We start from the raw sequence: 25,694 nt of genomic DNA on the forward strand, positions 1-25,694 counted from the left end.
GCATGGCGCTCCAAAGCATGACCGGATTTGCACGCCACGCCGTGCAGCACACCGTGGACGGCGGAGACGTGCGCATTGTCTGGGAGGTGCGTTCCGTCAACGGCAAGGGGCTCGACCTCCGGCTGCGTCTGCCGCAAGGTCTGGAAGCGGCGGAACACCCAGTCCGCTCGATGCTGGCACGCCATTTTTCACGCGGGAATTTTCAGGCAAGCCTCAGCGTAGAACGCAGTGAGGCTCAGGCCGGTTTCACCATCAACCAGGCGATGCTCGCCGAGGTCCTCAAGCTTGGTGCGGATTTGCAGGCCAGGCACGGTCTCGCGCCTGCGAGTGTTGATGGCATTCTTTCGCTGCGTGGCATCATCGATCAGGTACAGGTGGCTGACAACGAAGATGAACGCGGCGTGCTGGAAGCGGCCATCGTCTCGAGCTTTGAAGAGGCGCTCAAGGCAATTGCCGATGCTCGCAAACAGGAAGGCAAGGCTCTTTTCACCATTCTGTCCGCGCATGTCGATACTATCGAACGACTGACCGAGAGTGCCCGCCGTGACCCCTCGCGCAGTACCGATGCGATCAAGGCCCGTCTTGCGGGGCAGGTGGCCCTCCTGCTGGATGCCGCGCGTGAACTCGATGAAGCGCGGCTCTATCAGGAAGCGGCGTTTCTGGCGACCAAGGCCGATATTCAGGAAGAACTTGACCGGCTGGAAACGCATGTGGCGTCCGCCCGCAAACTTCTTGCTGACGGCGGCCCCATCGGGCGCAAGCTCGATTTTCTTTCACAGGAATTTAATCGTGAAGCAAATACACTGTGTTCCAAATCGAACGCGGCGTCGATCACAGCCATCGGTCTGGAACTGAAGGCGGTCGTGGATCAGTTTCGCGAACAAGTACAAAATCTGGAGTAACAGGTATCATGGCCATCTCTTCGGTTGAAAATGGCGTCGCACGCAGAGGCTTGATGGTGGTGATCTCATCGCCCTCCGGGGCGGGAAAGTCGACCATCGCCCGGCTTTTGCTGGAAGACAAGAAGATGAACCTCTCCTTGTCGATCAGTGTGACGACGCGCCAGCGCCGCCCGAGCGAGATCGAGGGGGTCCACTACCATTTCAAGACCATACGCGAATTCGAGCGTCTGCGGGACAATGACGAACTGATCGAATGGGCCGAAGTTCACGGCAATTTCTACGGCACGCTCCGTGAAACTGCCGAGATTGCGCTGGCCGACGGTCAGGACATGCTCTTCGACATCGATTGGCAGGGCGCAGACCAGTTGCAGGCAAAGATGCCTGCCGATGTGGTCTCTATCTTCATCCTGCCGCCGACCATGCGCGAACTGCAGCAGCGCCTGAACCGCCGCGCCGAAGACACGGCGGATGTCATCGAGACACGCTTGCAGAATGCCCGCTTCGAAATCCAGAAATGGGTGAAGTACGATTACATCGTCATCAATGAAGACCTCGACCGCTCCTTCGCCGCGATCAAATCTATTATCGAGGCCGAACGTCTTCGCCGCGATCGCCGTCCGGGCCTGTTCGATTTCGTAACCGGTTTGCTGGAAGAAGAGCCGGGCGTCTAAGACGAGAACCGGCTTTTACGAAAGCCTGATGGTTATTCTGTCGGTTTCGTTTGCGAGGCGGATGAACGCTTCGAGAAACGGTTGACCGCCGCGTGTTTTCAACTTGGCGAGCGCATCGACATTCTGGAAAACGAGTTCGCACTCTCCCGGCCAGCCGGGACCTTGCCATTGCACTGCGTCGCAGAACGAGTCCAGTGTGTAGCCGAAGGCTTCAGGATTTTCCGCAGGAACGGCGGAAAGATAACGTCGCCAGAGTTCGTCAGCGCTCTCTATTCCTGTGCAATCAATTATGTAGACGGGCAGCATATCAGCCTAGCAGGATCAATAGGCCATCCACCATGCCAAGGACGAGGATGAGCGCTCCCATGGCGATGGCTGTCACGACCAGGACCCGTCTCTGCCGGTCACGCTTCTCCGTTCGCTTGCCCGTCCAGTCGTAGGGCGATTGAGGCATTTCTCTCTCCAGATCGGCGCGGCATTGAAAGTCGCCATGCAGCCGTATCCGTAACCTGCACTTTACCGCTCTTATCCGCAAGCAAGATGAAGCTAATAAATATCTGCGCTCGCATGGCGTGAGGGCATGGCTATACAGCCGTGCCGCCCACCGTTACCTGATCCATGCGCAAATGCGGCTGGCCGACGCCGACGGGAACCCACTGGCCTCCTTTTCCGCAATTGCCGCTGCCAGTATCGAGTTTCATATCGTTGCCGATCATCGAAATACGCTGCATCGCATCCGGGCCGTTGCCGATCAGCATCGCACCCTTGATCGGCGCGCCGACCTTGCCGTCCTCAATCATGTAGGCTTCCGTGCAGCCGAACACGAATTTGCCGGATGTGATATCCACCTGGCCGCCACCGAAGGAAACGGCGTAGATGCCTTTCTTCATGGAGGCGATGATCTCCTCAGGCGACTTGTCGCCTGAAAGCATGTAGGTGTTGGTCATGCGTGGCATGGGTGCATGAGCATAGGATTCTCGGCGCCCATTGCCGGTTGCTTCCATGCCCATCAGGCGCGCATTCTGGCGGTCCTGCATGTAGTTGACGAGTTTGCCGTCCTCGATCAGCACGGTGCGATTGGTCGGCGTGCCTTCATCGTCGATGGTGAGAGAGCCGCGACGCTCGACGATCGTGCCGTCGTCGACCACCGTCACGCCTTTCGATGCAACCTGCTGGCCGAGGAGACCGGCAAAAGCGGAGGTCTTCTTGCGATTGAAGTCGCCTTCCAGCCCATGGCCAACCGCTTCATGCAGCATCACGCCCGGCCACCCGTTTGCCAGAACGATGTCGAATGTGCCTGCGGGGGCGGGGATGGCCTCCAGATTGACGAGCGCCTGCCGAAATGCCTCATCGGCGGCATGCTGCCAGCTTTCAGTCGTGACGAATTCGCCAAATCCCTTGCGTCCGCCAACCGTATGAGAACCTGATTCCTGGCGGTCGCCATTGCCTGCCACCACCGAGACGCTCAACCGGACCATGGGCCTTATATCGCGCACGAAGTGACCGTCGGCACGCAATATTTCGACCTGCTGCCACGATCCTGCAAGCGAAACGGAAACCTGTCTCACCTTCGGGTCCTTGGCGCGCAGATAGGCGTCGATCTGCTGCAACAGTTGCACCTTGGCGTCAAAGGTCGGGGAACCGATGGGATTTTCGTCCGTGTAAAGATGACGGTTGGTGCCAGCAGGCGCCGCCGAATAACTCCCGCTGTAGCCCTTGAGGGTTGCGGAAACCGCATCGGAAGCGCGTCGCAAGGCGGCGATAGACAGATCACCCGCATGGGCATAGCCGATGGCTTCACCAGCGACCGATCGCAACCCGAATCCCTGATCCTGATTGAAGGAGCCGGTCTTGAGGCGGCCATTGTCGAAAACGAGAGCCTCCGCCTCGCGATATTCCACGAAGAGTTCGCCATCGTCGCTGCCTTTCAGGCTTTGGGCGACAAGGCGCTCGATATCATCGCGGCTGGCGTCGAAACTGTCGATCAGGCTTTTCATAAAAATAAATCCTGCAGCATGTGTTTGCTGCAGGATGTAAGCCTTAAATCGGTTGAGAACAACCGGTCATCGCAGTTGTGATCAGGGCAGGGCGTCGAAGCCTTCGCCGAAGCCCTTCAGATCGACGGGAATGCCAACCCCTTCTTCCGGTGTCTGGAAGACGATGAAGGTCGCAGCCTTGCCGGAGCGCAACGTCTTGAGAAGATCATCCTCAAGGATCACCTCGGCGTAGCAGCCGTCTTCGAAGCAGCGGACGAAATAGGCGCGACCAATGTCCTTGCCGTCGACATTGAGGCCAAGGCCATTGGGAAGCAGGACACCAAGCGGCGCCAGAACACGAAGAATGCGGGCCTTGTTGTCAGCCGTCTTGAGAACGACAACCGAAAGGCCGAGTTCCGGACGTTTTGCAGCGACCACGTTCTGGATCAGCGCGCACTGTTCCGTCTTTGCACCAGCGGGCGTGTCACAGAGAACGGACCATGCGCCGTGCTGCGACTTGAGCTTGCCGCTCTGCTGCGGGCTGGACGGAGCCGCCTGCGACTGCGCAGCCGGTGCCTCCTGTGGGGTTTGTAACTGCGCCGGTGCCTGCTGGGCAAGCGAAGGAAGCGTAGCAATGGCAAGCGCCATGCTGGCGCCCGTTGCTAGTGTTGCGAGGCGCTGGCTGATCGTGCGGCGGGCAAGCATGCGAAAAGTCATGAAATCTCCAGATCGAATCACCGGGACGTTAACGCGCTGCATTGGCCATGAAAAGCGCCGCGACCGGCGTTTCTCTGTCCTGGCCATCATAGCAACGGTGATACCGTCTGTTGCATCGATTGTCACGCGGCACGTTAAAGGAAGCGTCTTGTCAAATCATGGCTTCATTAAGGGTTTCGTGCGGTTTTCCAAAGTTTTCGTGGTGGGCTGGAATAACTCCGCCAGGCCGAATAATCCGGGACATTCGCAATTCTTCGCGCGGCTGCGCGCAAAAATGCCGCACAGGAACATATTCGCCTTCCTTGCGGTGTGCGCTAAGGTGTGGTTTGAACGCCGACGGGGGATGCGGCCGTCTTTAGCGTCCGGCGTCCAGCTCGAAAGGGCGAAAAGGGAGAGAGTTCTGGTGGATAAGATTGTTGCCACAACGAAGGGCGCCTTCGGCGGCGCTCTTGCAGTGCTGTGGACGACTGGTGCCGCTTTTGCGGATCAGCCCCGTCCCTGGGAATGGAGATTTCAGGACGCAGCGACTGGGATTGCCGAACAGATTCATTGGTTTGAGCGTTATACGCTCTGGTTCATTATTCCGATTACCCTGCTGGTTCTGTTTTTGCTGGTTTGGGTCGTGCTTCGCTTTCGCGCAAGCGCAAACCCCGAGCCGTCCAAAACCAGCCATAATACCGCTATTGAAGTGATCTGGACCATCGGGCCCGTGATCATTCTTCTGTTCCTGGCGGTCCCGTCTTTCCAGCTTCTGACGGCGCAATATTCGCCGGAAGATCCGACGCTGACGGTGAAGGCCACAGGATACCAGTGGTACTGGGGTTACGAGTATCAGGTCGATAATCCGGTGAGCTTTGATTCCCTCCTTCTGAAGGATGGTGATCGCGCCGCTGCCGGCAAGGAAGACAAGTCCCGCTATCCGCGTCTCCTGGCCGTCGACAACGAAGTCGTGGTTCCGGTTGGCGAAACGGTTCGTCTTCTCGTAACTGCTGCCGACGTCATCCATTCTTGGACGATCCCGGCCTTCGGCGTGAAGATGGACGCTGTCCCGGGCCGTATCAACGAAGCCTGGTTCAAGGCGGACAGGGAAGGCCTTTACTACGGTCAGTGCTCGGAGCTTTGCGGCAAGGATCACGGCTTCATGCCAATCGCCGTGCGCGTTGTCTCCAAGGAGCAGTATCAGACCTGGATCGCCGCTGCGGGATCGGATCTGAATGGCGCCAACAAGGCGCTTCAGGCCGCTGTCGAAGGTGGCGCAAACGATAAGGTGGCTGCGGCGGGTCTCTGATCCCGAACGCCAAGACTGTTGAAAAACGGGAGCGAATTCCATGGCTGGCACAGCAGCTCACGAGCATGGTGCCCACGACGACCACAAGCCTCACGGCTGGGTTCGTTGGGTATACTCGACCAATCATAAAGACATCGGTACCCTGTACCTGATTTTTGCAATCATCGCCGGTATCATCGGCGGCGCGCTGTCCATCGCGATGCGCGCCGAACTCCAGGAGCCGGGCATCCAGATCTTCCACGGTTTGGCGCAGATGGTTTACGGTGTTGAGGGCGATGCGGCTCTCGATGCCGGCAAGCATATGTTCAACGTGTTCACCTCGGCACATGCCCTGGTCATGATTTTCTTCATGGTCATGCCTGCGCTGATCGGCGGTTTCGCCAACTGGATGGTGCCGCTGATGATCGGCGCGCCGGACATGGCTTTCCCGCGCATGAACAACATTTCGTTCTGGCTGCTGCCGCCTGCGCTGCTGCTGCTGCTCATCTCGCTGTTCATGCCGGGTCCGGCGGGCGGCTGGGGTCCTGGCGGCGGCTGGACGCTGTATCCGCCTCTGTCGACTTCGGGTCAGCCCGGACCGGCCGTGGACTTCGCCATCCTGGCAATCCACATCTCTGGCGCATCGTCGATCCTCGGAGCGATCAACTTCATCACCACGATCCTCAACATGCGCGCGCCGGGCATGACGCTGCACAAGATGCCGCTCTTTGCCTGGGCCGTGCTGGTGACAGCGTTCCTGCTTCTGCTTTCGCTGCCGGTTCTGGCAGGCGGCATCACCATGCTGCTGACCGACCGCAACTTCGGAACGACCTTTTTCACGCCCGATGGCGGCGGTGATCCGATCCTCTACCAGCACCTGTTCTGGTTCTTCGGGCATCCGGAAGTGTATATTCTGATCCTGCCGGGCTTCGGCATCGTCAGCCACATCGTGTCGACCTTCTCGCGCAAGCCGATCTTCGGTTACCTCGGCATGGCCTACGCCATGGTCGCCATCGGTGTCGTCGGCTTCGTCGTCTGGGCGCACCACATGTATACGGTCGGCCTTTCACTCGACACGCAGCGTTACTTCGTGTTCGCCACGATGGTCATCGCGGTTCCGACAGGTATCAAGATATTCTCCTGGATCGCGACGATGTGGGGCGGCTCGATCACCTTCCGCGCACCGATGCTGTGGGCGATCGGCTTCATCTTCCTGTTCACGGTCGGTGGTGTGACGGGCGTTCAGCTTGCCAATGCCGGTCTCGACCGCGCGCTGCATGACACCTACTACGTCGTGGCCCACTTCCATTACGTGCTGTCGCTGGGTGCGGTGTTTGCGATCTTCGCGGGCTGGTACTACTGGTTCCCGAAGATGAGCGGCTACATGTACAATGAGTTCACGGCGAAGCTGCATTTCTGGGTTACCTTCGTTGGTGTGAACCTGGTCTTCTTCCCGCAGCACTTCCTTGGTCTTGCTGGCATGCCGCGCCGTTACATCGACTATCCGGATGCCTATGCAGGCTGGAACATGGTGTCCTCCTACGGCTCCTATATTTCGGGCTTCGCCGTCCTGATCTTCCTCTACAATGTCTTCGAGGCATTCGCGAAGAAGCGTGAAGCCGGTGCAAACCCATGGGGCGAGGGCGCAACCACGCTGGAATGGCAGCTGTCGTCGCCGCCTCCGTTCCACCAGTGGGAACAGCTGCCGCGCATCAAGTAATCGTGCGATGGGGCGGAGTCGGGAAAAGACTTCGCCCTTCTTTACAAAATGTGCTATGGGCGGGCGGCATTCTGTTCCGCCCGTCGCCGGTAGCCGAAAAAATCGGCCATCAAACAGGGCATTTCCGGCGGGAACAGAATGGTTTCCGGGAGGACATTGTTATGATGGTGCGGTCTGCGCTGTAGGGGCGCGGGTTCGGACCGGTGAACTCGAGGTTTTTGAAGTTAAAATGTCTCTGGTGGAAAAAAACGCAGGTACCGATGACGCACTCGCTCTCTCAGAGGCGACCGCGCGCGATTACCTTGTTCTTTTGAAGCCCCGCGTGATGTCCCTCGTGGTCTTCACCGGGCTGGTCGGTCTTGTGGTCGCGCCGGGACATATGAATCCTGTCCTTGCCGCCATCAGCATCTTGTGCATCGCGGTTGGCGCCGGCGCATCCGGTGCGCTGAACATGTGGTACGACGCGGATATCGATGCGGTGATGAAGCGTACGCGTAACCGCCCCATTCCTGCAGGCGTTATAGCACCCAATCAGGTGCTGGCGTTTGGGCTGACGCTTTCCGCATTCTCCGTCATCACGCTCGGCCTCATGGTCAACTGGCTGGCGGGCGCATTGCTGGCGTTCACGATCTTCTTCTATGCCGTCATCTATACGATGTGGTTGAAGCGCTCGACGCCGCAGAACATCGTTATCGGCGGTGCCGCTGGCGCATTTCCTCCGATGATCGGCTGGGCCGCCGCGACCGGCGAAATCACCTGGGACAGCTTAGTCCTGTTCATGATTATCTTCCTGTGGACGCCGCCGCATTTCTGGGCGCTGTCCCTGTTCTCGTCAACTGATTATGAAGCGGCGCGTATTCCGATGATGCCGAACGTAAAGGGCGAGCTTTCAACCCGTCGTCAGGCGCTGTTCTATTCCATCATTATGGCTCCGGTCGGCGTCCTCCCTTGGGTGCTCGGCTTTGCAGGGCCTGTCTATGGCGCGGTTTCCACGCTGCTCGGACTGGCTTTCCTTTATTATGCATGGCGCCTGTGGGCTGCCGGATCGCAGCCTGCAATGCTGGCGGCCGCCCGCAAGCTGTTTCGCTTCTCGCTGCTTTACCTGTCGGGACTGTTTGCGGTGCTGCTTGTTGAAACACTTGCGGTCAAGGCACTGGCTGCCTTTGGAGTGCTCTAATGGATAAGGCCGTACAGAAGCCGGTGGACAGCGAATTGGAACTGATCGTTCCAACGGAACAGCAGAAGAAAGCCCAGCGCAATCGCTCTTGGGGCTTGGCAATCGCTCTGGCGCTGTTCGTGCTGCTTGTCTATGTCGGCACGATTGCGAAACTGGGAGCCAATATTCTGGTACGGCCTCTCTGACAGGCTGTTCCGGGAGGAAAATTGGAGGGGAATATGCCTGATCTGCACGAGAAGGATCAAAAGTTGAGGAAGCAACAGCGTTCAAACGCGACGATTGCTTTTGCTTGCCTGTCTTTCTTTGTCTGCATGATCGGTGCAGCCTATGCCTCCGTGCCGTTGTACCGCATTTTCTGTCAGGTGACAGGCTATGGCGGCACGACGCAGCGCGTGGAGCAATATTCCGATACCATTCTCGACAAAACGATCAAGGTGCGTTTCGATGCCAACACAGCCAATGGGCTGCCATGGGATTTCAAGCCCGTGCAGCGCGAGGTCACGGTTCGCATCGGCGAAACGACGATGATCAAATATGAAGCGCGCAACCTGTTCGATGAGCCGACCTATGGCCGCGCGAGCTTCAATGTCGCGCCGGGCCGGGCCGGAGCCTATTTCAACAAGGTCGAATGCTTCTGTTTCACGGACACGACCCTGAAGCCGGGCGAAGACATGGAAATGCCAGTTGTGTTCTTTGTCGATCCTGAGATCATCAACGATCCCGATCTGAAGGACGTGAAGACGATCACGCTATCCTATACATTCTTTCCGATCGAAAAGCCGAAGCCGGTGGCAAATGCCAAGGCCGAAACTTCAAGCAACGGAAGCTGACACTGGTGCGCATTCCGAAAATTGTGAAACGGTTTTCGGACAAGATGGGAAGAATTGAAAATATCGAGCGTTTCGAAGGGTTCATGAAGAGAAACGCTCTCGCGGCGCATAATGCCGCAAAGACAAAAGAATGAAGCGGTTTTATTCTGATACGAGATACCGCTTGTCACAGACAGACTTGCTTGGAACCCCTTCCGGGGTTTAAGCATGAAGGTACGAGAGAGGAGCCCCTAAGGGGATTTACGGGGAGAGACATGGCTGACGTCCATCAGAAAAATCACGACTATCATATTATCGCGCCCAGCCCTTGGCCGTTCCTGAGCTCCGTGGGTGCATTCGTGCTTGCCGTAGGCGGTATTGCCTGGATGCGTTACATCAATGCCGGTGAGTTGCCGTTCTTTGGCCTCAACGTGGTGACGCCATGGATTTTCTTCATCGGCCTCGCGATTGTGCTCTACTGCATGTACGGCTGGTGGTCGGATACGATCAAGGAAGGACATGAGGGGCACCATACCCGTGTCGTATCGCTGCATCTGCGCTACGGCATGATCATGTTCATCGCTTCGGAAGTCATGTTCTTCGTCGCCTGGTTCTGGGCGTTCTTCGATGCGAGCCTGTTTCCGAACGAAGCGCATCAGGTAGCACGCGCCACCTTCACCGGCGGTGTCTGGCCTCCGAAGGGCATCGAGGTTCTCGATCCCCTGCATCTGCCGCTTTACAACACCGTTATCCTGCTGCTCTCGGGCACGACGCTGACATGGGCACACCATGCTCTGCTGCACAATGACCGCAAGGGCATGATCACCGGTCTGGCGATCACGGTTGCTCTCGGTGTCCTGTTCTCCTTCGTGCAGGCCTATGAGTACATTCACGCTCCGTTTGCGTTCAAGGACTCGATCTACGGCGCGACCTTCTTCATGGCGACGGGTTTCCACGGTTTTCACGTTCTCATCGGCACGATCTTCCTTTTGGTCTGCCTTGTGCGTGCCATTGGGGGTGACTTCACGCCGAAGCAGCATTTCGGTTTCGAAGCCGCTGCCTGGTACTGGCACTTCGTTGACGTGGTCTGGCTGTTCCTGTTCTTTGCCATCTACGTATGGGGTGGCTGGGGCGCGCCGATGCACGGCGGCTAATCCGTAGGATCAGCAGTTTTGGAGGCGGCCTTGGCAACATGGCCGCCTTTTGTTTATTGAATGATGCAAGGGGAAATCGGATGCCGGACCAGAATACTTATCCCACGGTCGACCCCATCAAGAGCGGCGTCGCTGGCCGCTGCCCGCGTTGCGGCGAGGGGAAGCTGTTCGATGGTTTCCTGAAAGTCGCTCCGCGCTGCTCGGCTTGCGGGTTGGACTATTCTTTTGCCGATTCCGGCGACGGTCCGGCGGCGTTCGTCATCCTCATCATCGGTTTCATCGTTGTCGGTCTTGCGCTATGGATGGAAGTCAACTTTGGACCGCCGCTCTGGGTGCATTTCATCCTGTGGGTGCCGCTTGCGATCATTCTCAGCCTCGTGGCCATGCGGTGGGCAAAGGGCATTCTCATCAATATGCAGTACCGCAACAAGGCAGCCCCCGGCCGCATAGACAGCCGGCAGGATGACGGGAAATGACCAAACTACAGCAGTCACGCCGCTTTCCCTGGGGTATTGTGATCGCCTCTGCCATAGCGCTCGTCATTTTGCTGGCGCTCGGCACATGGCAGGTAGAGCGTTTGCAGTGGAAGGAAGCGCTGATTGCATCGACCGAGCAGCGCATTCACGAGCCACCACTGCCGTTGTCGGAGATGGAAAAGGTCTACAAGCAGGAAGGTTCTATCGAATATCGTCCGGTAACGGTCTCCGGCACTTTCATGCATCAGGGCGAGCGGCATTTTCTGGCCACCCATGAGGGGGCCGCAGGCTATAATGTCTATACGCCGCTGATGCTGGAAGACGGACGTTTCGTGCTGATTAATCGCGGCTTCGTTCCATATGAGAAGAAAGACCCTTCAACGCGCATTGAAGGACAGATTGACGGCCCGGTGAATGTTACCGGGTTGGCGCGCGATCCCTTGTCGGCGAAGCCGGGCTTCTTTCTCCCCGATAATGATCCGTCCAAGAATATTTTCTACTGGAAGGATTGGACGGCCATGGCGGAAAGTGCCGACTTGCCAAATCTGGATGAGGTCGTGCCGTTCTTCATCGACGCCGACAGCAAGCCCAATCCGGGAGGATTGCCAGTCGGCGGTGTGACGATCATCGATTTTCCCAACAACCATCTGCAATATGCCGCGACATGGTACGGTCTTGCTCTGGCCTTGATAGGGGTTGTCGGGACGTGGCTGCGGCGTTATCGAAAGGCCAGTAGGGGTTGACAATGGGCGCGTTGCGGCCCAACTCCGTGAAGGTCCGTTGATATCGGTCTCTGACGGCCTGCAAATGGCGCGGTTTTCGCTTCCGGTGCTCGTGTACCTTCAGGTACATTCCGCTCCGGTTCTCAAACCACATCATTTTCGGCTCCTCATAGACCGAATCTCAACAGGCCTTAGATGTTAAGCCATGCCGAACTAGCGAGCATACTTCATGACCGATCAGCGACCACCACTGGAAATCCGCCTTTGCGGCCCCCGCGGCTTTTGCGCCGGGGTTGACCGGGCAATCCAGATCGTCGTGCTGGCGCTGAAGAAATATGGCGCGCCGGTCTATGTTCGCCATGAAATCGTACATAACCGCTATGTGGTCGAGGGCTTGCAGTCTCGCGGCGCGATTTTTGTCGAAGAACTGGATGAGATTCCTACAGAACACCGCGATCAGCCGGTGGTCTTTTCCGCCCATGGCGTGCCGAAGTCCGTGCCAGCGGATGCAGAGGCAAAGAACCTCTTTTATCTCGATGCAACCTGCCCCCTTGTCTCCAAGGTGCACAAGCAGGCCATGCGCCATCAGCGTCTTGGCCGCCATGTGATCCTGATTGGTCACTCTGGCCATCCTGAAGTGATCGGAACCATGGGGCAATTGCCCGATGGCGCGGTAACGCTGATCGAAACGGTCGAGGATGCGCGCAACTGCCATTTCGATGACGAGAACAATCTCGGTTTCGTGACCCAGACGACGCTTTCAGTCGACGACACGGCTGGCATTATCGAAGAATTGCAGGCCCGTTTTCCAAACCTTTCGGCTCCGGCAGCGGAATCGATCTGTTATGCCACGACCAACCGGCAGGATGCGGTGCGATCCGCCGCCCCGGGCTGCGATCTGTTTCTGATCGTCGGGGCGCCGAATTCTTCCAATTCCAAGCGTCTTGTCGAAGTGGCGGAGAAGGCCGGGGCGCGCATGTCGATGCTGGTTCAGCGTGCGGCCGACATCGAATGGGACCGCATCGACGATATATCGGTCGTGGGCCTGTCGGCAGGAGCTTCAGCACCTGAAATCATCGTCGATGAGATCATCGATGCCTTCAAGGCCCGGTTCAATGTGAAGATCGAACTGGCCGAAACCACGGTTGAAACCGAGAACTTCCTTGTGAATCGCGAGATTCGCGATGTGGAACTGACGGTGCAGGACATGGCATTCGTCAACGGAGAGCACCGGGTGGTAGGCATTCCAAAATTAATGCCCAAGATCATACAAGGGAAATAAGCGGCATGGCCGTCTATACGGATATCAATGAAATCGAGCTTGGCTTCTTCCTGCAGCAGTATGATATCGGCACATTGACATCTTACAAAGGCATCGCGGAAGGGGTGGAGAACTCCAATTATCTTCTGCACACGACTTCGGGCTCGTTCATCCTGACGCTTTATGAAAAGCGCACCAATCGGGAAGACCTGCCGTTCTTTCTCGGCCTGATGCAGCATCTGGCTAGCCGCGGGCTTGAATGTCCGCAGCCGGTGGTTCGTCGCGACGGCACGACAATCGGCGAGCTCGCCGGGCGGTCGGCTGCTATCGTTACTTTTCTCGAAGGCATGTGGATGCGCCGCCCGACGGTCGAGCATTGCGAAGCTGTCGGCGAAGGACTGGCCCATATGCATCTGGCTGGCGCTGATTTCTCGCTGCGTCGCCGCAATGGCCTGACGCTTTCCGACTGGCGGCCGTTGTGGAATTTGTCGCGTGAACGCGCCGATAGGGTGGAACCGGGTCTTGTCCGCGAGGCGGAGGCTGATCTGGATTTTCTGGAGGAAAACTGGCCCGCCGATCTGCCGCAAGGCGTGATCCACGCCGATCTCTTCCCGGATAATGTCTTTTTCCTCGGCGACAGGCTTTCCGGGTTCATCGATTTCTATTTCGCCTGCACTGATATTCTGGCTTACGACGTTGCCGTCTGCCTGAATGCCTGGTGCTTTGAAAAGGATTTTTCCTTCAATCGCACCAAGGGCGCAGCGCTTCTGCGCGGCTATAATTCCGTTCGCCCGCTATCCGTGGCGGAAGCCGATGCGCTTCCGGTTCTGGCGCGTGGGGCGGCTATCCGCTTCATGCTCACCCGGCTTTATGACTGGCTGAATGTCCCGGAAGGCAGTTTCGTGGTCAAGAAGGACCCGATGGAATATGTGCGCAAGATGCGCTTCCACCGACAGATCGAAACCGCTGCTGAATACGGCCTGGAGCCGCAAGGAGCAGCGGCGTGAAGCGGATCGAGGCTTTTACGGATGGTGCCTGTTCGGGCAATCCCGGCCCCGGCGGATGGGGCGCAATCCTGCGCTGGAACGGCAATGTCAAGGAACTGAAGGGCGGCGAAGCCGACACGACCAACAACCGCATGGAGTTGATGGCAGCCATCTCGGCGCTTTCGGCCCTGAAAGAACCGTGCGAAGTCGATCTCTATACGGACTCCGTCTATGTGCGCGACGGCATTTCCGGCTGGATCGAGGGTTGGAAGCGCAATGGTTGGAAGACCGCCGCCAAGAAGCCGGTCAAGAATGCCGAATTATGGCAGGCGCTCGATGAAGCGCGAAAGCCGCACAAGGTCAACTGGCATTGGATCAAGGGCCACGCCGGGCATCCGGAAAATGAACGCGCTGACGAGCTGGCCCGGGCCGGCATGGAGCCATTCAAATATGGCGGACGTAAATCGCTGAAAGTGCAGTGAATTTGCAGAATAAAGGCGGCGTTGTCGCCTTTTTACTACGAAAAACACGATGGCTCGATCCCTTCATCGTTCTCTGGCTTTTTTCTCTGCTTCCTCAAGGGCACGATCCAACTGTGGGTCGGCTCCGCCGGCGTAGGGTAAGGAACCCTCAACGATGACATCCGGCACTACGCCTTGCCCTTCCAAAACATGCCCATCCGTACGGAGTGCCTGGACCGCCACGTAGAGACCGCCCCCATCCGGGAGCGGAAAGAGCGATCCGCCAGCCACAGCCCCCGCTGTCCGGCTGCCCACAAGCAATGCCAGTTTATCGCGTTTGGCGACATAAGACATGACTTCGGCTGCGCTGCGTGTATGCTGGTCAATAATAATGATAAGCGGCTTACCCGCCGGCATGACTGGATGATCGAGCCACTGCTCATTCTTTTGCCCTTTGGAACTCATGACAACGCGCGGCCCGAAATAGGTTTCGAGAATATCGATCCCGCCACCGCCAATGCGCCCTCGCGCATCGAAAACCACTGCGCTGACATCCGCGAATTCACCATTCAAAGCGGACCTCAAGACTTCCGCCGGACCGCCGGTTTCCGCGCGGGTGAGCATGGTCCAGCCACGTAAATAGCCGATCTTGACGCCGCCGCGTTCAATGATCCGCACACTCTTTTCCGTGGCAGTGCTCAACATCTGCAGGGCGTCACCGCTGAGCAGATCTACTGTCCGGCTTTCGATAGGCCCGCCAGGCGTCCGGCGAAAGTGTACGATTGCAGTCTTGGCTTCAGCTTCTGTTTTGTCGTCTGGCCAGCGGGCGGCAAATACTGCCTGGCTCGGCTCTACAAGTTCGTCGCCCTCCTTGAGACCTGCTTTTTCTGCCGGGCTTCCGTCAAGAATATTGTCGATGAATACGCGACCATCCACCTTCTTTGCAAAAATGCCTGCTCCGCGCAGGAGCGGAAGCCCGCCGTGCCGTGCAGTGACCTCTTTGAAACGTTCAAGCTTGCCATACACCGAATAGAGGATAGCGAAATCCGGGTCTTTCGGTGCATAATAGGCGGTGTGAGACGTTTTTAACGCTGCCGGAAGGCTCGCTGCTATCGCCCGAAATTGTTCGTCGTCTTTGACAATTCCTACTTTGACATGGGCTTCTTGACACATCTTGTCCCAGTCGAGTCCAGCCATTTCTGGATCGAAAAACTCGGTCCGCAGGATCGAACATATGGTGTCGATGGTCTCACGCCGTATTGAGATATCGTCAGGAACGTCTGCGGCAAATGCAGGGGACATATTTGCAAGGAATGCAAATACAATTAATGCATGGCGAAATGCAGTCATGATTAATCCATTGAAATATATATAAGAATTAAAATAATAAGAATATTGTATGTAAAGGGCCGCTATTATCTGTCGGGTAAGACACCGGCTCAAATCAATTCAGATTTTTGAGCCGATGTCCTGTCATTCTGCTTTTAAGCATGTCTCCCAAAAGCCGGTTCCCGCTCTGGGAGGATATGCTCCAGCCTAAAGCTGTTCGAGAATGGCTGACGCAGCCGACGTCACGGCCTGTCCAGCCTGTTCCTCGATGTTGAGGGCTTTGACCACACCATCTTCCACGATTGCCGAATAGCGCTTGGAGCGAATGCCGAGGCCGCCAGCGGTCGCGTCGAGCTCAAGTCCCGCAGCCTTCGTAAAGGTGGCAGAACCATCAGCCAGATAGAGTATCTTGCCTTCGCCACCCGTGCTCTGCGCCCATGCGCCCATGACGAAGGCATCGTTCACCGCAACAACGGCGATCTGATCCACGCCCTTGGCGAGGATTGCGTCGCGGTTATCGAGATAGCCCGGCAGATGGTTGAGGCTGCACGTCGGCGTAAAGGCGCCCGGTACCGCAAAGAGAACGACTTTTTTGCCCTTGAAGACTTCATCGGTCGTCATTTCCTTGACGCCGTCTGCGGTCTTTACCTTGAAAGTCGCTGCGGGCAGCTTGTCGCCAACTTTGATAGTCATTTAATCTCTCCTCGGGGCAGGGGCCGTCTGTTCCACTGCCTATTGTCAAATTTTATCGCTCCGCGAAGCGCGGACGGCATAGTTAAACCGATAACAGGTCGCCGGACAATTTCAAAAACAGCAGGAAGGCTAATCCAGTGTCACCTGTCCAGAAACGGCCTTACCATTCTGCACAAGGGTATAGTCGATGATGGCATTGTCCGCCTTGCCCTGCACCTTTGCGGTAAAGCGGCCCTTTTCGACCGCGATGGTATCGGAAAGCCTGACCGTGTCGCTGGCAACGAACAGCTCCGATGGAGCGGTGGGATCTGGAACGGCCAGATCGAAGACGGCGTTCTCGCCGTCGCGCTTCACGCCGCTTATGCCGAATGCCGAGCTCGCCGGGGTCGGGAGCCGGTCGAATGCGGTTTCGATGATCGTGCGGGCAGCTATCGCCTGGGGCGAGGACTCTTGTTGATCACTATCAAGGGGAAAGTCGAAGGTGGCCTGCACCGGGACGCAGATTTTCTCGCACACTCCGAGAAAAACATGGCCCTTCAGCCGCTTGTCGGCCGATGTCAGGTTAAAGACTATCGGCAGCGAAACAGGCTGTTTATATCCGATGCCACCTGCATCGTCTCCCTCAAACCGGACCGGCGCAGGGAAGTCGATCTGCGCTTTTGCGTTTCCGTCGATGTTAATCTGGGGTGGAACGCCCGCATCGCCGGGATTGCGCCAGTAGGTTTTCCAGCCGGGCTGCAACTCGATCTGCAAGGCACCGCGCCGTTCCCCGCGGGCCGCATTATCAGGGGTCTTGTCTTCGATAATGACACGAACGCGCCCGCCGGGCGTCTCGGTCCACTCGGAGGTCGAGGCCAGTGCTGGCAATGTCAGTAAGGCCAGCAAAAGTGGGGCGAAGGTAAAAGTTCGGGTGTGCATCGTTGAAAGATGGAATGAAAAGATGGTTGCTTCAAGTCCAATATTACCGGATCGCCGGGCGCGGTAATCGCTTGTACGGCCTGCCACCTGGCAATCGAGCTGGTTCCGCTTCGAATTCCGGGCTCGAAATAAATGGCCATTGTTATTTTGCGCAGTCTTGCTACCTTCATAATCATGACCATTCTCAAGACGTCGAACAAGGAGCAGGGTTTTCTAAACGGGCAGTTCCTGCTTGCCATGCCTGGAATGAGCGACGAGCGTTTTGCCCGGTCGGTGGTCTATATCTGCGCGCATTCTGATGAGGGTGCCATGGGCTTCATCATCAATCAGCTTCAGCCGGTCGAATTCCCCGACCTCTTGCGCCAGATCGGGGTCATCGATGACGACGAACTGATTATCCTTCCGGATCGTGCGCAGCATATGATGGTGCGCAATGGTGGTCCCGTCGACCGCACACGCGGATTCGTGCTGCATTCGGACGATTACATGGTCGATTCCACCATGCCGGTTTCAGAGGATGTCTGCCTCACTGCAACGGTCGATATTCTGCGTGCCATTTACGGGGGCAGTGGGCCGTCGCGGGCCCTGATGGCCCTTGGATATTCCGGTTGGGCGCCGGGCCAGATCGAAGTGGAACTTGCCGAGAATGGCTGGCTAACCTGTGATGCGCCGCTCGACATGCTGTTCGACAGCGATATCGAGGGCAAATATTCGCGTTTGATGCTCCATATGGGTATCGATATGGCACGGCTGGTTTCCGACGCAGGACATGCTTGATGGAATAAGGCAGTAAGGCAGTAAGGCAGTATGTTAAGGGAATAGGGGAGTAGGGAGTAGGGGAATATGTTTTGCTTGCGGACGACCGCAACGCACATATCCTTCTCTGCCCTACTGCCCTACTGCCCTACTGCCCTACTGCCCTACTGCCCTACTGCCCTACTGCCCTACTGCCCTACTGCCCTACTGCCCTACTGCCCTACTGCCCTACTGCCCTACTGCCCTAATCAAGCCGCTGCGGCATCCAGTTGTTCGCGGATCATGCGAGTTGCCTCGTCGCGGCTGGTGGGCTGACCGAACATGAAGCTCTGCACATATTCGCAACCCATCTGGCGAAGCTGAAGCGCGTCGCTTTCGCTCTCCACGCCTTCCGTTACCACGGCGAGCCCGAGATCGTGCGCCATGCTCACAATCGAGCGTAGCAGCGTGGCTTTTTGCGGCTGGTCCCCTTTCACGAAGGACCGGTCGATCTTGATGATATCGAACGGGAAGCGCGTCAGATAGGCGAGTGAGGAATAACCGGTTCCAAAATCATCGAGCGACAAGCCGATGCCCATCGCCTTCAGGCGAGCCAGGACATGGGTGGACTGTTCCGGATTTTCCATGAGGACGGATTCCGTCAGTTCAAGCTTGAGGCTGCCCGGATTGAGATGGATGCGGGAAAGCACCGAGCGGACATCATTGATGAGGTCCTGGCGGATGAGTTGCGTCGAGGACAGGTTGACCGAAACGAAAAGGTCGAGCTTCGGGAATTGCTCCTGCCATGCAAACAGATCTTCCGCGGCCCGTTGCATCGCGAACAGGCCAAGCTGGATGATCAGGCCGGAGTTTTCCGCAATTGGAATAAACTCCGAAGGCGAAATCGCGCCGCGACGTGGATGCTCCCAACGCATGAGCGCTTCGAAACCGGCAATCGTGCCCTCGTCAAGCTTCACGATGGGCTGGTAGACAAGGCTGATTTCGTCGCGTTCAAGTGCGCGCCGCAGATCGGATTCAAGCTGCAGCTTGTCGCTGCCGATGGCTCTGAAGGCCGGACGGAATGGCTCGATGCGGTCACCGCCGAAACGCTTTGCCTGATACATGGCAAGCTCGGCGTCCTTCACGAAGTCTTCCGCAGTTGTCGCCGTTTTCGTCCAGGTGATCAGACCTACGGATGACGTCAAAACGATTTCGCGCTTTGCATAGGCAATCGGCGCGCGCACGGCTTGACGCAGAGCTTCGGCGAAGGATGCGATGCGCCCCGGGTCGCTTTCAGAGGCAAGCAGCAGGCCGAACTGGTCGGACGAGAGGCGCGAGAGTGTATCCTGCGGTTTCATAAGGCGTGCCAGACGGCGCGAGATCGTCAGAAGGATAGTGTCCCCCGCCGACATGCCCAGGCTGTCATTGACCTGCTTGAACCGGTCTATGTCGATAATGAAGACGGTCGGATGCAGGTTGCTTTCCCCGCGCGCCATATTCATGACGTTGCTGAGACGATCGAGGAACAATTCCCGGTTCGGGAGGCCGGTCAGATTGTCGTGCACGGCATCGTGCAACAGGCGTTCTTCCGCCTTTTTCTGCTCCGTCACATTGACGAGTGTTCCAACGCAACGCACCACTTCGCCATCCGAACCGATGACCGGGCGCGCGCGGAGTGCATACCAGTGATAATGGCCATCATTGGCACGCAGCCGAAAAATCTGGCCGATGCGTCCGCGCCGGTTTTCCAGAATGGCATCAAGCGTGGAGCGGAAGCGGTCGCGGTCGTCGGCGTGCATGGCGGGAAGCCAGTTGCGCACCGGGCCTTGCAGGCTGTTGGCCCGTATTGCCAAGATAATTGGCGATGTCCGGCGTGGTCACCACGCGGTCGCGCGGCACGTCCCAATCCCATACGATGTCTCCCGCACCAATGACGGCGAGAGCCTGCCGCTCCATATCCGACAGAAGGCCCTGCTGCAGTGCTCCGCCAGCAAAGGCATGCTGCATGACGGTAAAGCCGATCAGAAGAACGATCAGGACAAGACCGCCGCCGAGCGCAGGCTGGACGATATCATTATCGAGCCTGCCCGAAACCGTCATCCAGGCGCCCAGCAACCATATGAGAGTGAGAAGCCAGGCCGGTATCAGCATGACGGCGCGATCATATCCCTTGACCGCGAGATAACCGATGATGGCGACGCCGGACAGAACGGTCAGCGCCAGCGAGATGCGCGCAATACCGGAAGCCACTGGCGGATCGAAAACGGCAACCCCCGCAAGGGCCAGAAGGCCCAATACCCAGGTCACGGCGCCATAGCTGAAATGGTCGTGCCAGCGGTTGAGATTGAGATAGGTGAACAGGAAAATAACGAGAGAGGCGGCAAGCGCCACTTCGGTGCCGGCGCGCCAGATCTGCTCATTGCCCGGCGTTATCTCCATCAGCTTGTTCCAGAAACCGAAATCGACGCAGATATAGGCCAGAACGGCCCATGCAAGCGCGGCGGTGGCCGGGAACAGGGAAGTGCCCTTGACGACGAAAAGGATGGTCAGGAACAGAGCCAGCAGGCCTGAAATGCCAAGGAGGATACCGCGATAGAGCGTGTAGGAATTAACCGCGTCCTTGTAGGCTTCCGGCTCCCAGAGATAGAGCTGGGGCAGATTGTGCGAGGACAGTTCTGCTACGAAGGTGATGACGCTGCCCGGATTGAGCGTGATGCGGAAAACGTCCGCATCGGCGCTGGGCTGGCGGTCGAGCGCAAAGCCTTCGCTCGGCGTGATGGATGCAATGCGTGGAGAACCAAGATCGGGCCAGATGACGCCGGAGCCGACGAGACGGAAATGAGGAGCAACAATCAGGCGGTCGATCTGTTCGTCGGTTGGATTTGCGATCGAAAAAGCGGCCCAGTCGCCGGATGCCTTGCTGTTTTGATCGGCCTGCACTTCGATGCGGCGGACGATGCCGTCAGGACCGGGGGCCGTCGATACCTGCACGCTTTCGCCTTTGTTGCGCAGAAGCTCGACAGCGCGGGAAAGGTCGAGGGCGGTATCTTCCTTGGAAATCTTGATCGGTTCGATGGCCGATGCCTGGATGACCGAAACGGCCAGAACAACCATGAGTACGAGAAACCGCACACCGGCAAAAAGCCACTTATCCGCAAAACCCGTCACGAGCGTCCAACCTTGCCATTGATCATGCGGCTATCCGTCATACGTTTGTCGCTTTCTATAAGGGCAAAAAGCAGGTGATCCTGCCAGAAGCCATTTATCTTGAGATAGGAACGCAACAGTCCTTCTCTCTCAAATCCGGCTTTTTCGAGAAGCCGTATCGAGCGCACATTATGAGGGATACAGGCTGCTTCAATCCGGTGCAACCGGAGTTGGTCGAATGCGAAGGGGATAACCAGCGACAGGGCTTCGGTCATGTAGCCTTTGCCGGCATGGGGCGCGCCGCTCCAATAGCCGATCATGCCGTTCTGCCCGACACCGCGCCGGATATTTCCGAGCGTTATGCCGCCGACGAGCGTGTTGTCACCATTGCGAAAGACAAAAAATGGATAGCCGGTTCCGGCGGCTATTTCATCCTGAAAGCGACGCATGCGATGGCGAAAAGCGCTCTTTGTCAGGTCGTCGTCCGGCCAGGTCGGCTCCCACGGCGTGAGAAAGGCACGGCTTTGTTCCCGCAGGCTGGCCCAACTGGCGAAATCGCTCATCATCGGCTCGCGCAGATAAATGCGCTGTCCACGCAGGACGGTCGGATTGCTTCTACGGAAGGGCAGGCCGATCATGACGGGTTAGGGGAGTAAGGGGGTAGGGGAATAAGGGAGTAGGAAAAACAAAATGCTCAATGTCACATACTCCCCTATTCCCCTACTCACATATTCCCTTAAACAGCGATTTTCCTCGCATGTGCGCTGGTCGACAGTGCGTCCGACAACCCATCGAAGCTCATCAGTCGTCCAACTGGACCCACGCCGGCGATGGTGGGCTTGCTGTCGAGGAACAACCGTCCGGCCAGATCGGTCAGCCTTTGAGGTGTAATCAGCGAGAGACGGTCCATCAGTTCACTGTTTTCGACGGGACGACCATAGAGCAGGAACTGGCGTGCGACCTGTCCGGCACGGCTTGCAGCACTTTCCTGCGACATGAGAAGGCTCGCACGATATTGCGCGCGGGCGCGGTCCACTTCTTCCAGGCTGATGGAGTCAGCGGCCTTGTGCAGTTCATCGATCAGAACCGGGACGAGTTCGACCAGTTCGTCGCGGCCCGTTGCAGCGTGAATTCCGAACAGTCCTGTATCCGAGAAGCCCCAATGGAAGGCATAGACGGAATAGCAGAGCCCGCGTTTCTCACGCACTTCCTGGAAGAGGCGCGAAGACATGCCGCCGCCCAAAACCATGGAAAGAAGCTGCGACGCATAGAAATCACGCACGTGGTAGGCGCGTCCCTCGAAACCGATCAGAACCTGAGCATCCATCAGTTCGCGATTTTCACGAAAATCGCCGCCGACATAATGAGCGAGGTCGAGCGTAGGTGCCGTATTGTGGGCGCGAAAACCGCCAAGACGTTTTTCAACTTCCCTGACGAATGCATCGTGATCGACGCCGCCAGCAGCGGTCACCACCATGCGGTCGGCGCTGTACTGTTCGTCCATATATTGGCGAAGGTCATCGGAGGTGAAAGACATGACCGTCTCAGGCTCGCCGAGAATGGCGCGTCCGATTGGCTGATGACGATAGGCTGTTTCGGTGAAGCGGTCGAAGACGATATCGTCGGGCGTGTCGTGCGCCGCGCCGATCTCCTGCATGATGACCTGCTTTTCGCGCTCCAGCTCTGCTTCATCGAATTTGGAGGCGGTCAGGATATCGGACAGAATGTCGATGGCCAGCGGCACGTCATTGCGCAGAACGCGCGCATAATAGGAAGTGGTCTCGACGCTGGTGGCGGCGTTGATCTCGCCGCCTACATTTTCGATATCCGATGCAATTTGCCAGGCTGTGCGGTTCTCGGTTCCCTTGAACGCCATATGCTCAAGAAGATGAGCAATGCCATGCCTGTCGGCAGCTTCGTTTCGTGCCCCGGCCTTGACCCAGATTCCAAGCGCCACGCTTTCCACGTGGGACATCGTATCGGTGGCTATCGTCAATCCGTTGGAAAGACGCGTTACTTCAACACCCATAAGCAAACTGCTCCCTGCATTCCCGCTCTGGTTCTCGTCTCGGAGCCGGTCTTTTTAAGCTCTCGAATGGCGGCGAACGTATTCTTCCACGATTTTCAGGTCGTTGTGAAGAACTGTGAAGCTTTCTTTTCGTTGCATCAAGTCCGAAAGCCATGCAGGGAGCTGCGGTTCGACGCCGCTGGCTGCCTTGACGGCATCGGGGAATTTGGCCGGATGCGCTGTTGCAAGAACAACCATCGGCGCTTCACTGGACTGGTTTTCGCGAGCCACCTTCACACCGATTGCCGAGTGTGGATCGAGCAGATAGCCGTCCGCTTCAAGCACGGATTTGATTGTCTCCGCAGTTTCATCGACAGTCGAGCGCCCGGCGGAGAACTCGCTGCGGATCGCCGACAGGGGTTTCTCAGAGATCGAAAAACCACCGGACTGTTTCAGCCCAGCCATCAGACCACGCAGAGCCGCAGCATCGCGTCCGTGCGCTTCAAACAGCAGGCGCTCAAAATTCGAGGAAATCTGGATATCCATTGAAGGCGAGGTGGTCTGTGCGACACCGCGCATTTCATAGGCGCCGGTTTCGAGCGTACGCGAGAGAATGTCATTATCATTGGTGGCGATGATCAGCCGGTCGATGGGCAATCCCATGCGCTTGGCGACATAGCCTGCGAAAATATCGCCGAAATTGCCTGTCGGCACGGTGAAGGATACGGCGCGATCCGGTGCGCCAAGGCTCAGCGCCGCCGTAAAATAATAAACAACCTGGGGCATGATGCGCGCCCAGTTGATCGAGTTCACACCCGAAAGCGACAGCGCATCACGGAACTGAAGGTCGTTGAACATGGCTTTCACAAGGTTCTGGCAATCGTCGAAATTGCCTTCGATGGAAAGGGCATGGACATTGGAAAAACCGGATGATGTCATCTGGCGCTGCTGCACCGGCGATACGCGGCCGTTCGGGAACAGGATGAAGATGTCCGTATTGTCACGTCCGCCAAAGGCCTCGATTGCCGCGCCGCCCGTATCCCCGGATGTGGCCCCGACAATGGTGGCCCGTTCGCCGCGCTGTGCCAGGACATAGTCCATCATGCGGGCCAGAAGCTGCATGGCGACATCCTTGAAGGCGAGCGTCGGGCCATGGAAAAGTTCGAGCACGAATTCATTGGCCCCGGTCTGAACCAGCGGGCAGACCGCATCATGCCGGAAAGATCCATAGGCTTCGTGCACCATGCGACGGAAATCCGAATGCGGGATTTCGCCATCGACAAAGGGAGTGAGCACCGCCAGCGCAATATCCACATAGGATTTTCCGCGCAGATCGCGGATTTGTTCTGGCGAAAACTGGGGATAATCCTGCGGCAGATAGAGACCGCCATCCCGGGCTAGACCGGCGAGCAATGCATCGCTGAACCCCAGGACCGGCGCTTCCCCACGCGTGCTTACATATTTCATTTCTTGGCCTTCATTTCGGATCGGCGCGGTTTTGAGCCGCGTAATGCAATAGAGCCTCCCTAAAAAAGCCGCAAGGTTTTAAAGCATGTTGACGGGGATGGGGGTTGCTCTCCGGAGCAAAAAACGGGAAAACGTCATCGCGCTACACGCATGCGTGATGTAGAAGACAGGTTGATCAGTGCAGGGAAGCCCGCTTTATGCAAACAGCACCACAGAATCGTTCATCGTTGTTTCCAGTCTTTGCAACGGTTTTGCTCGCAGCCCTCGCAGGCTGCACGACCAGTGGCACTGATAAGGCCGCCGACGGAGCTTCAAGCTCCTCAATGACCGCGTCCGCTGCTTCCGGCGATCAGCGCGTCAAGGAATCCGAGCTGCGCGCCTTCTGTCCCTCGGTCACGCTGCGCGACGGCACAGCCTTCTTCAGCACATATGAAAAGGGCGGCGATAAGGACCCGGCACGGGTGATCTATCAGGCGGCGCTGACCGATACGACCCGCGCCTGCCAGTATGGCGCCGGGACCATGACGATTGACGTCGCGGCGGCGGGCAAGGTTGTGCCGGGGCCAAAATATAAGAGCGGCACCATCACCATGCCGATCCGTGTTGCCGTCCGTCAGGGCGATCAGGTCATCTATTCCAAACTGCACAAGCAGGCGGTTACGGTAGCGAACGCGGGTACCGCGACGCAGTTCGTGTTCAACGACAAGGCGATCACCGTACCGATGGCGGATCAGAAGAATATCCAGATTTTCGTCGGTTTCGACGAGGGTCCATACAACACGAAGTAAAGCACTGAAACCGGTGCGCCGGTTTGTATTTCGGCGCACCGTTTAATCTGATATTTATAGACTTTTTCATATTGCTGCCAAAAGCCCGCAGATTTAATTAGAAAGCACTTAACTATTGCCGATATGGCGATGTATTCAGTTTTAATATAACATTAATGACAGTTTCACATGTATTCATATCAATGTTTGTTTCATGTTATGGTTTTCTGACGTCAGGGATCGCCACGTCTTAGACGGATAGAAGTGATAACTCACCAGCTACGCCACGATTATTTAGGGGCGAGGGTCATATGCGATTTGATCGCAGTAA

The 25,694-nt window shown here is 57.3% G+C and carries 25 protein-coding genes and 1 pseudogene; 15 read left to right on the top strand and 11 right to left on the bottom strand.

Annotation, left to right across the window (positions count from 1 at the left end):
- Positions 1 to 2 precede the first annotated feature (2 nt).
- Both OINT_RS02560 and gmk read left to right on the top strand, forming a co-directional pair.
- Positions 3 to 902: a YicC/YloC family endoribonuclease gene (locus tag OINT_RS02560; RefSeq protein ID WP_006470680.1), complete on the top strand. Its 900-nt coding sequence runs from the start codon at positions 3 to 5 to the stop codon at positions 900 to 902.
- 8 nt (positions 903 to 910) lie between these two features.
- Positions 911 to 1,573, top strand: coding sequence for a guanylate kinase (gene gmk, locus OINT_RS02565; protein WP_006466226.1), 663 nt, complete (start codon positions 911 to 913; stop codon positions 1,571 to 1,573).
- Between the two features lie 15 nt (positions 1,574 to 1,588).
- Here the strand turns inward: gmk and OINT_RS02570 are convergent, their stop codons facing one another.
- The 4 genes from OINT_RS02570 to OINT_RS02580 form a co-directional block, all read right to left on the bottom strand.
- On the bottom strand, positions 1,589 to 1,879 hold the full coding sequence (locus OINT_RS02570; protein ID WP_006466227.1) for a hypothetical protein: 291 nt from the start codon (positions 1,877 to 1,879) through the stop codon (positions 1,589 to 1,591).
- Between the two features lies 1 nt (position 1,880).
- Positions 1,881 to 2,027: a hypothetical protein gene (locus OINT_RS23750; protein ID WP_006466228.1), complete on the bottom strand. Its 147-nt coding sequence runs from the start codon at positions 2,025 to 2,027 to the stop codon at positions 1,881 to 1,883.
- A gap of 130 nt (positions 2,028 to 2,157) precedes the next feature.
- The gene (tldD, locus tag OINT_RS02575; RefSeq protein ID WP_006466229.1) at positions 2,158 to 3,570 is read right to left on the bottom strand and encodes a metalloprotease TldD; all 1,413 of its coding nucleotides are present in this window, start codon (positions 3,568 to 3,570) and stop codon (positions 2,158 to 2,160) included.
- A gap of 81 nt (positions 3,571 to 3,651) precedes the next feature.
- Entirely contained in the window at positions 3,652 to 4,266 is a 615-nt protein-coding gene (locus tag OINT_RS02580) for an invasion associated locus B family protein (RefSeq protein WP_006470683.1), read from the bottom strand.
- Between the two features lie 403 nt (positions 4,267 to 4,669).
- On the opposite strand from OINT_RS02580, the gene coxB reads away from it, so the two are divergent.
- The 11 genes from coxB (at position 4,670) to rnhA (ending at position 14,320) form a co-directional block, all read left to right on the top strand.
- The gene (coxB, locus tag OINT_RS02585) at positions 4,670 to 5,554 is read left to right on the top strand and encodes a cytochrome c oxidase subunit II (RefSeq protein WP_025091927.1); all 885 of its coding nucleotides are present in this window, start codon (positions 4,670 to 4,672) and stop codon (positions 5,552 to 5,554) included.
- A 40-nt stretch (positions 5,555 to 5,594) separates the two neighbouring features.
- Entirely contained in the window at positions 5,595 to 7,253 is a 1,659-nt protein-coding gene (gene ctaD, locus OINT_RS02590) for a cytochrome c oxidase subunit I (RefSeq protein ID WP_006466231.1), read from the top strand.
- A 229-nt stretch (positions 7,254 to 7,482) separates the two neighbouring features.
- On the top strand, positions 7,483 to 8,430 hold the full coding sequence (locus OINT_RS02595) for a heme o synthase (protein WP_039852310.1): 948 nt from the start codon (positions 7,483 to 7,485) through the stop codon (positions 8,428 to 8,430).
- Positions 8,430 to 8,615 (top strand): hypothetical protein, encoded by a 186-nt coding sequence (locus tag OINT_RS02600; RefSeq protein ID WP_006466233.1) that lies wholly within the window; start codon positions 8,430 to 8,432, stop codon positions 8,613 to 8,615. Before OINT_RS02595 ends, OINT_RS02600 begins: the two co-directional genes overlap by 1 nt.
- Positions 8,616 to 8,648: 33 nt before the next feature.
- Positions 8,649 to 9,260 (top strand): cytochrome c oxidase assembly protein, encoded by a 612-nt coding sequence (locus OINT_RS02605; RefSeq protein ID WP_006466234.1) that lies wholly within the window; start codon positions 8,649 to 8,651, stop codon positions 9,258 to 9,260.
- Positions 9,261 to 9,514: 254 nt separating this feature from the next.
- A complete protein-coding gene (locus tag OINT_RS02610; protein ID WP_006470687.1) occupies positions 9,515 to 10,393 on the top strand; it encodes a cytochrome c oxidase subunit 3 in 879 nt (292 codons plus the stop codon).
- Between the two features lie 80 nt (positions 10,394 to 10,473).
- Positions 10,474 to 10,869, top strand: coding sequence for a DUF983 domain-containing protein (locus tag OINT_RS02615; protein ID WP_006470688.1), 396 nt, complete (start codon positions 10,474 to 10,476; stop codon positions 10,867 to 10,869).
- On the top strand, positions 10,866 to 11,612 hold the full coding sequence (locus OINT_RS02620; protein ID WP_006466237.1) for an SURF1 family protein: 747 nt from the start codon (positions 10,866 to 10,868) through the stop codon (positions 11,610 to 11,612). The genes OINT_RS02615 and OINT_RS02620 overlap by 4 nt, the downstream gene beginning before the upstream one ends.
- 208 nt (positions 11,613 to 11,820) lie before the next feature.
- Positions 11,821 to 12,873, top strand: coding sequence for a 4-hydroxy-3-methylbut-2-enyl diphosphate reductase (gene ispH / locus OINT_RS02625; protein WP_006466238.1), 1,053 nt, complete (start codon positions 11,821 to 11,823; stop codon positions 12,871 to 12,873).
- Positions 12,874 to 12,878: 5 nt separating this feature from the next.
- Positions 12,879 to 13,859 carry a homoserine kinase gene (locus OINT_RS02630; RefSeq protein WP_006466239.1) on the top strand — a complete coding sequence of 327 codons (981 nt, stop codon included), beginning with the start codon at positions 12,879 to 12,881 and terminating at the stop codon, positions 13,857 to 13,859.
- Positions 13,856 to 14,320, top strand: a complete 465-nt coding sequence (rnhA, locus tag OINT_RS02635) for a ribonuclease HI (protein ID WP_006466240.1) — start codon at positions 13,856 to 13,858, stop codon at positions 14,318 to 14,320. The genes OINT_RS02630 and rnhA overlap by 4 nt, the downstream gene beginning before the upstream one ends.
- 63 nt (positions 14,321 to 14,383) lie before the next feature.
- Here the strand turns inward: rnhA and OINT_RS02640 are convergent, their stop codons facing one another.
- The 3 genes from OINT_RS02640 to OINT_RS02650 all read right to left on the bottom strand — a co-directional run bounded on the left by OINT_RS02640 (position 14,384) and on the right by OINT_RS02650 (position 17,239).
- Complete coding sequence (locus OINT_RS02640) at positions 14,384 to 15,649, bottom strand: S41 family peptidase (protein ID WP_039852314.1); 1,266 nt, start codon at positions 15,647 to 15,649, stop codon at positions 14,384 to 14,386.
- Positions 15,650 to 15,835: 186 nt separating this feature from the next.
- The gene (locus OINT_RS02645) at positions 15,836 to 16,321 is read right to left on the bottom strand and encodes a peroxiredoxin (RefSeq protein WP_006466242.1); all 486 of its coding nucleotides are present in this window, start codon (positions 16,319 to 16,321) and stop codon (positions 15,836 to 15,838) included.
- Between the two features lie 129 nt (positions 16,322 to 16,450).
- A complete protein-coding gene (locus tag OINT_RS02650; protein ID WP_039852864.1) occupies positions 16,451 to 17,239 on the bottom strand; it encodes a protein-disulfide reductase DsbD domain-containing protein in 789 nt (262 codons plus the stop codon).
- Positions 17,240 to 17,413: 174 nt separating this feature from the next.
- Here OINT_RS02650 and OINT_RS02655 point away from each other — a divergent pair, with 174 nt between their 5' ends.
- On the top strand, positions 17,414 to 18,016 hold the full coding sequence (locus OINT_RS02655) for a YqgE/AlgH family protein (RefSeq protein WP_006470694.1): 603 nt from the start codon (positions 17,414 to 17,416) through the stop codon (positions 18,014 to 18,016).
- A gap of 227 nt (positions 18,017 to 18,243) precedes the next feature.
- Here the strand turns inward: OINT_RS02655 and pdeA are convergent.
- The 4 genes and pseudogenes from pdeA to thrC all read right to left on the bottom strand — a co-directional run bounded on the left by pdeA (position 18,244) and on the right by thrC (position 24,596).
- Positions 18,244 to 21,088 (bottom strand): annotated as a pseudogene (gene pdeA / locus OINT_RS02660) (phosphodiesterase PdeA).
- Between the two features lie 50 nt (positions 21,089 to 21,138).
- A complete protein-coding gene (locus OINT_RS02665) occupies positions 21,139 to 21,759 on the bottom strand; it encodes a GNAT family N-acetyltransferase (RefSeq protein WP_006466245.1) in 621 nt (206 codons plus the stop codon).
- Positions 21,760 to 21,857: 98 nt separating this feature from the next.
- Positions 21,858 to 23,150, bottom strand: a complete 1,293-nt coding sequence (locus OINT_RS02670) for a M16 family metallopeptidase (protein ID WP_006470696.1) — start codon at positions 23,148 to 23,150, stop codon at positions 21,858 to 21,860.
- Between the two features lie 54 nt (positions 23,151 to 23,204).
- On the bottom strand, positions 23,205 to 24,596 hold the full coding sequence (thrC, locus tag OINT_RS02675) for a threonine synthase (RefSeq protein WP_006466247.1): 1,392 nt from the start codon (positions 24,594 to 24,596) through the stop codon (positions 23,205 to 23,207).
- A gap of 197 nt (positions 24,597 to 24,793) precedes the next feature.
- Here thrC and OINT_RS02680 point away from each other — a divergent pair, with 197 nt between their 5' ends.
- On the top strand, positions 24,794 to 25,384 hold the full coding sequence (locus OINT_RS02680) for a hypothetical protein (RefSeq protein WP_006466248.1): 591 nt from the start codon (positions 24,794 to 24,796) through the stop codon (positions 25,382 to 25,384).
- Positions 25,385 to 25,694 lie beyond the last annotated feature (310 nt).

The sequence above is a fragment of the Brucella intermedia LMG 3301 genome (assembly GCF_000182645.1).
Taxonomy (GTDB): Bacteria; Pseudomonadota; Alphaproteobacteria; order Rhizobiales; family Rhizobiaceae; genus Brucella; species Brucella intermedia.

What these genes read in the sequence shown, in the direction of transcription:
- OINT_RS02560 (WP_006470680.1), top strand. Translation starts at nt 3, where the DNA reads ATGGCGCTCCAAAGCATGACCGGATTTGCACGCCACGCCGTGCAGCAC.
- gmk (WP_006466226.1), top strand. Translation starts at nt 911, where the DNA reads ATGGCCATCTCTTCGGTTGAAAATGGCGTCGCACGCAGAGGCTTGATG.
- OINT_RS02570 (WP_006466227.1), bottom strand. Translation starts at nt 1,879, where the DNA reads ATGCTGCCCGTCTACATAATTGATTGCACAGGAATAGAGAGCGCTGAC.
- OINT_RS23750 (WP_006466228.1), bottom strand. Translation starts at nt 2,027, where the DNA reads ATGCCTCAATCGCCCTACGACTGGACGGGCAAGCGAACGGAGAAGCGT.
- tldD (WP_006466229.1), bottom strand. Translation starts at nt 3,570, where the DNA reads ATGAAAAGCCTGATCGACAGTTTCGACGCCAGCCGCGATGATATCGAG.
- OINT_RS02580 (WP_006470683.1), bottom strand. Translation starts at nt 4,266, where the DNA reads ATGACTTTTCGCATGCTTGCCCGCCGCACGATCAGCCAGCGCCTCGCA.
- ctaD (WP_006466231.1), top strand. Translation starts at nt 5,595, where the DNA reads ATGGCTGGCACAGCAGCTCACGAGCATGGTGCCCACGACGACCACAAG.
- OINT_RS02595 (WP_039852310.1), top strand. Translation starts at nt 7,483, where the DNA reads ATGTCTCTGGTGGAAAAAAACGCAGGTACCGATGACGCACTCGCTCTC.
- OINT_RS02600 (WP_006466233.1), top strand. Translation starts at nt 8,430, where the DNA reads ATGGATAAGGCCGTACAGAAGCCGGTGGACAGCGAATTGGAACTGATC.
- OINT_RS02605 (WP_006466234.1), top strand. Translation starts at nt 8,649, where the DNA reads ATGCCTGATCTGCACGAGAAGGATCAAAAGTTGAGGAAGCAACAGCGT.
- OINT_RS02610 (WP_006470687.1), top strand. Translation starts at nt 9,515, where the DNA reads ATGGCTGACGTCCATCAGAAAAATCACGACTATCATATTATCGCGCCC.
- OINT_RS02615 (WP_006470688.1), top strand. Translation starts at nt 10,474, where the DNA reads ATGCCGGACCAGAATACTTATCCCACGGTCGACCCCATCAAGAGCGGC.
- OINT_RS02620 (WP_006466237.1), top strand. Translation starts at nt 10,866, where the DNA reads ATGACCAAACTACAGCAGTCACGCCGCTTTCCCTGGGGTATTGTGATC.
- ispH (WP_006466238.1), top strand. Translation starts at nt 11,821, where the DNA reads ATGACCGATCAGCGACCACCACTGGAAATCCGCCTTTGCGGCCCCCGC.
- OINT_RS02630 (WP_006466239.1), top strand. Translation starts at nt 12,879, where the DNA reads ATGGCCGTCTATACGGATATCAATGAAATCGAGCTTGGCTTCTTCCTG.
- OINT_RS02640 (WP_039852314.1), bottom strand. Translation starts at nt 15,649, where the DNA reads ATGACTGCATTTCGCCATGCATTAATTGTATTTGCATTCCTTGCAAAT.
- OINT_RS02645 (WP_006466242.1), bottom strand. Translation starts at nt 16,321, where the DNA reads ATGACTATCAAAGTTGGCGACAAGCTGCCCGCAGCGACTTTCAAGGTA.
- OINT_RS02650 (WP_039852864.1), bottom strand. Translation starts at nt 17,239, where the DNA reads ATGCACACCCGAACTTTTACCTTCGCCCCACTTTTGCTGGCCTTACTG.
- OINT_RS02655 (WP_006470694.1), top strand. Translation starts at nt 17,414, where the DNA reads ATGACCATTCTCAAGACGTCGAACAAGGAGCAGGGTTTTCTAAACGGG.
- OINT_RS02665 (WP_006466245.1), bottom strand. Translation starts at nt 21,759, where the DNA reads ATGATCGGCCTGCCCTTCCGTAGAAGCAATCCGACCGTCCTGCGTGGA.
- OINT_RS02670 (WP_006470696.1), bottom strand. Translation starts at nt 23,150, where the DNA reads ATGGGTGTTGAAGTAACGCGTCTTTCCAACGGATTGACGATAGCCACC.
- thrC (WP_006466247.1), bottom strand. Translation starts at nt 24,596, where the DNA reads ATGAAATATGTAAGCACGCGTGGGGAAGCGCCGGTCCTGGGGTTCAGC.
- OINT_RS02680 (WP_006466248.1), top strand. Translation starts at nt 24,794, where the DNA reads ATGCAAACAGCACCACAGAATCGTTCATCGTTGTTTCCAGTCTTTGCA.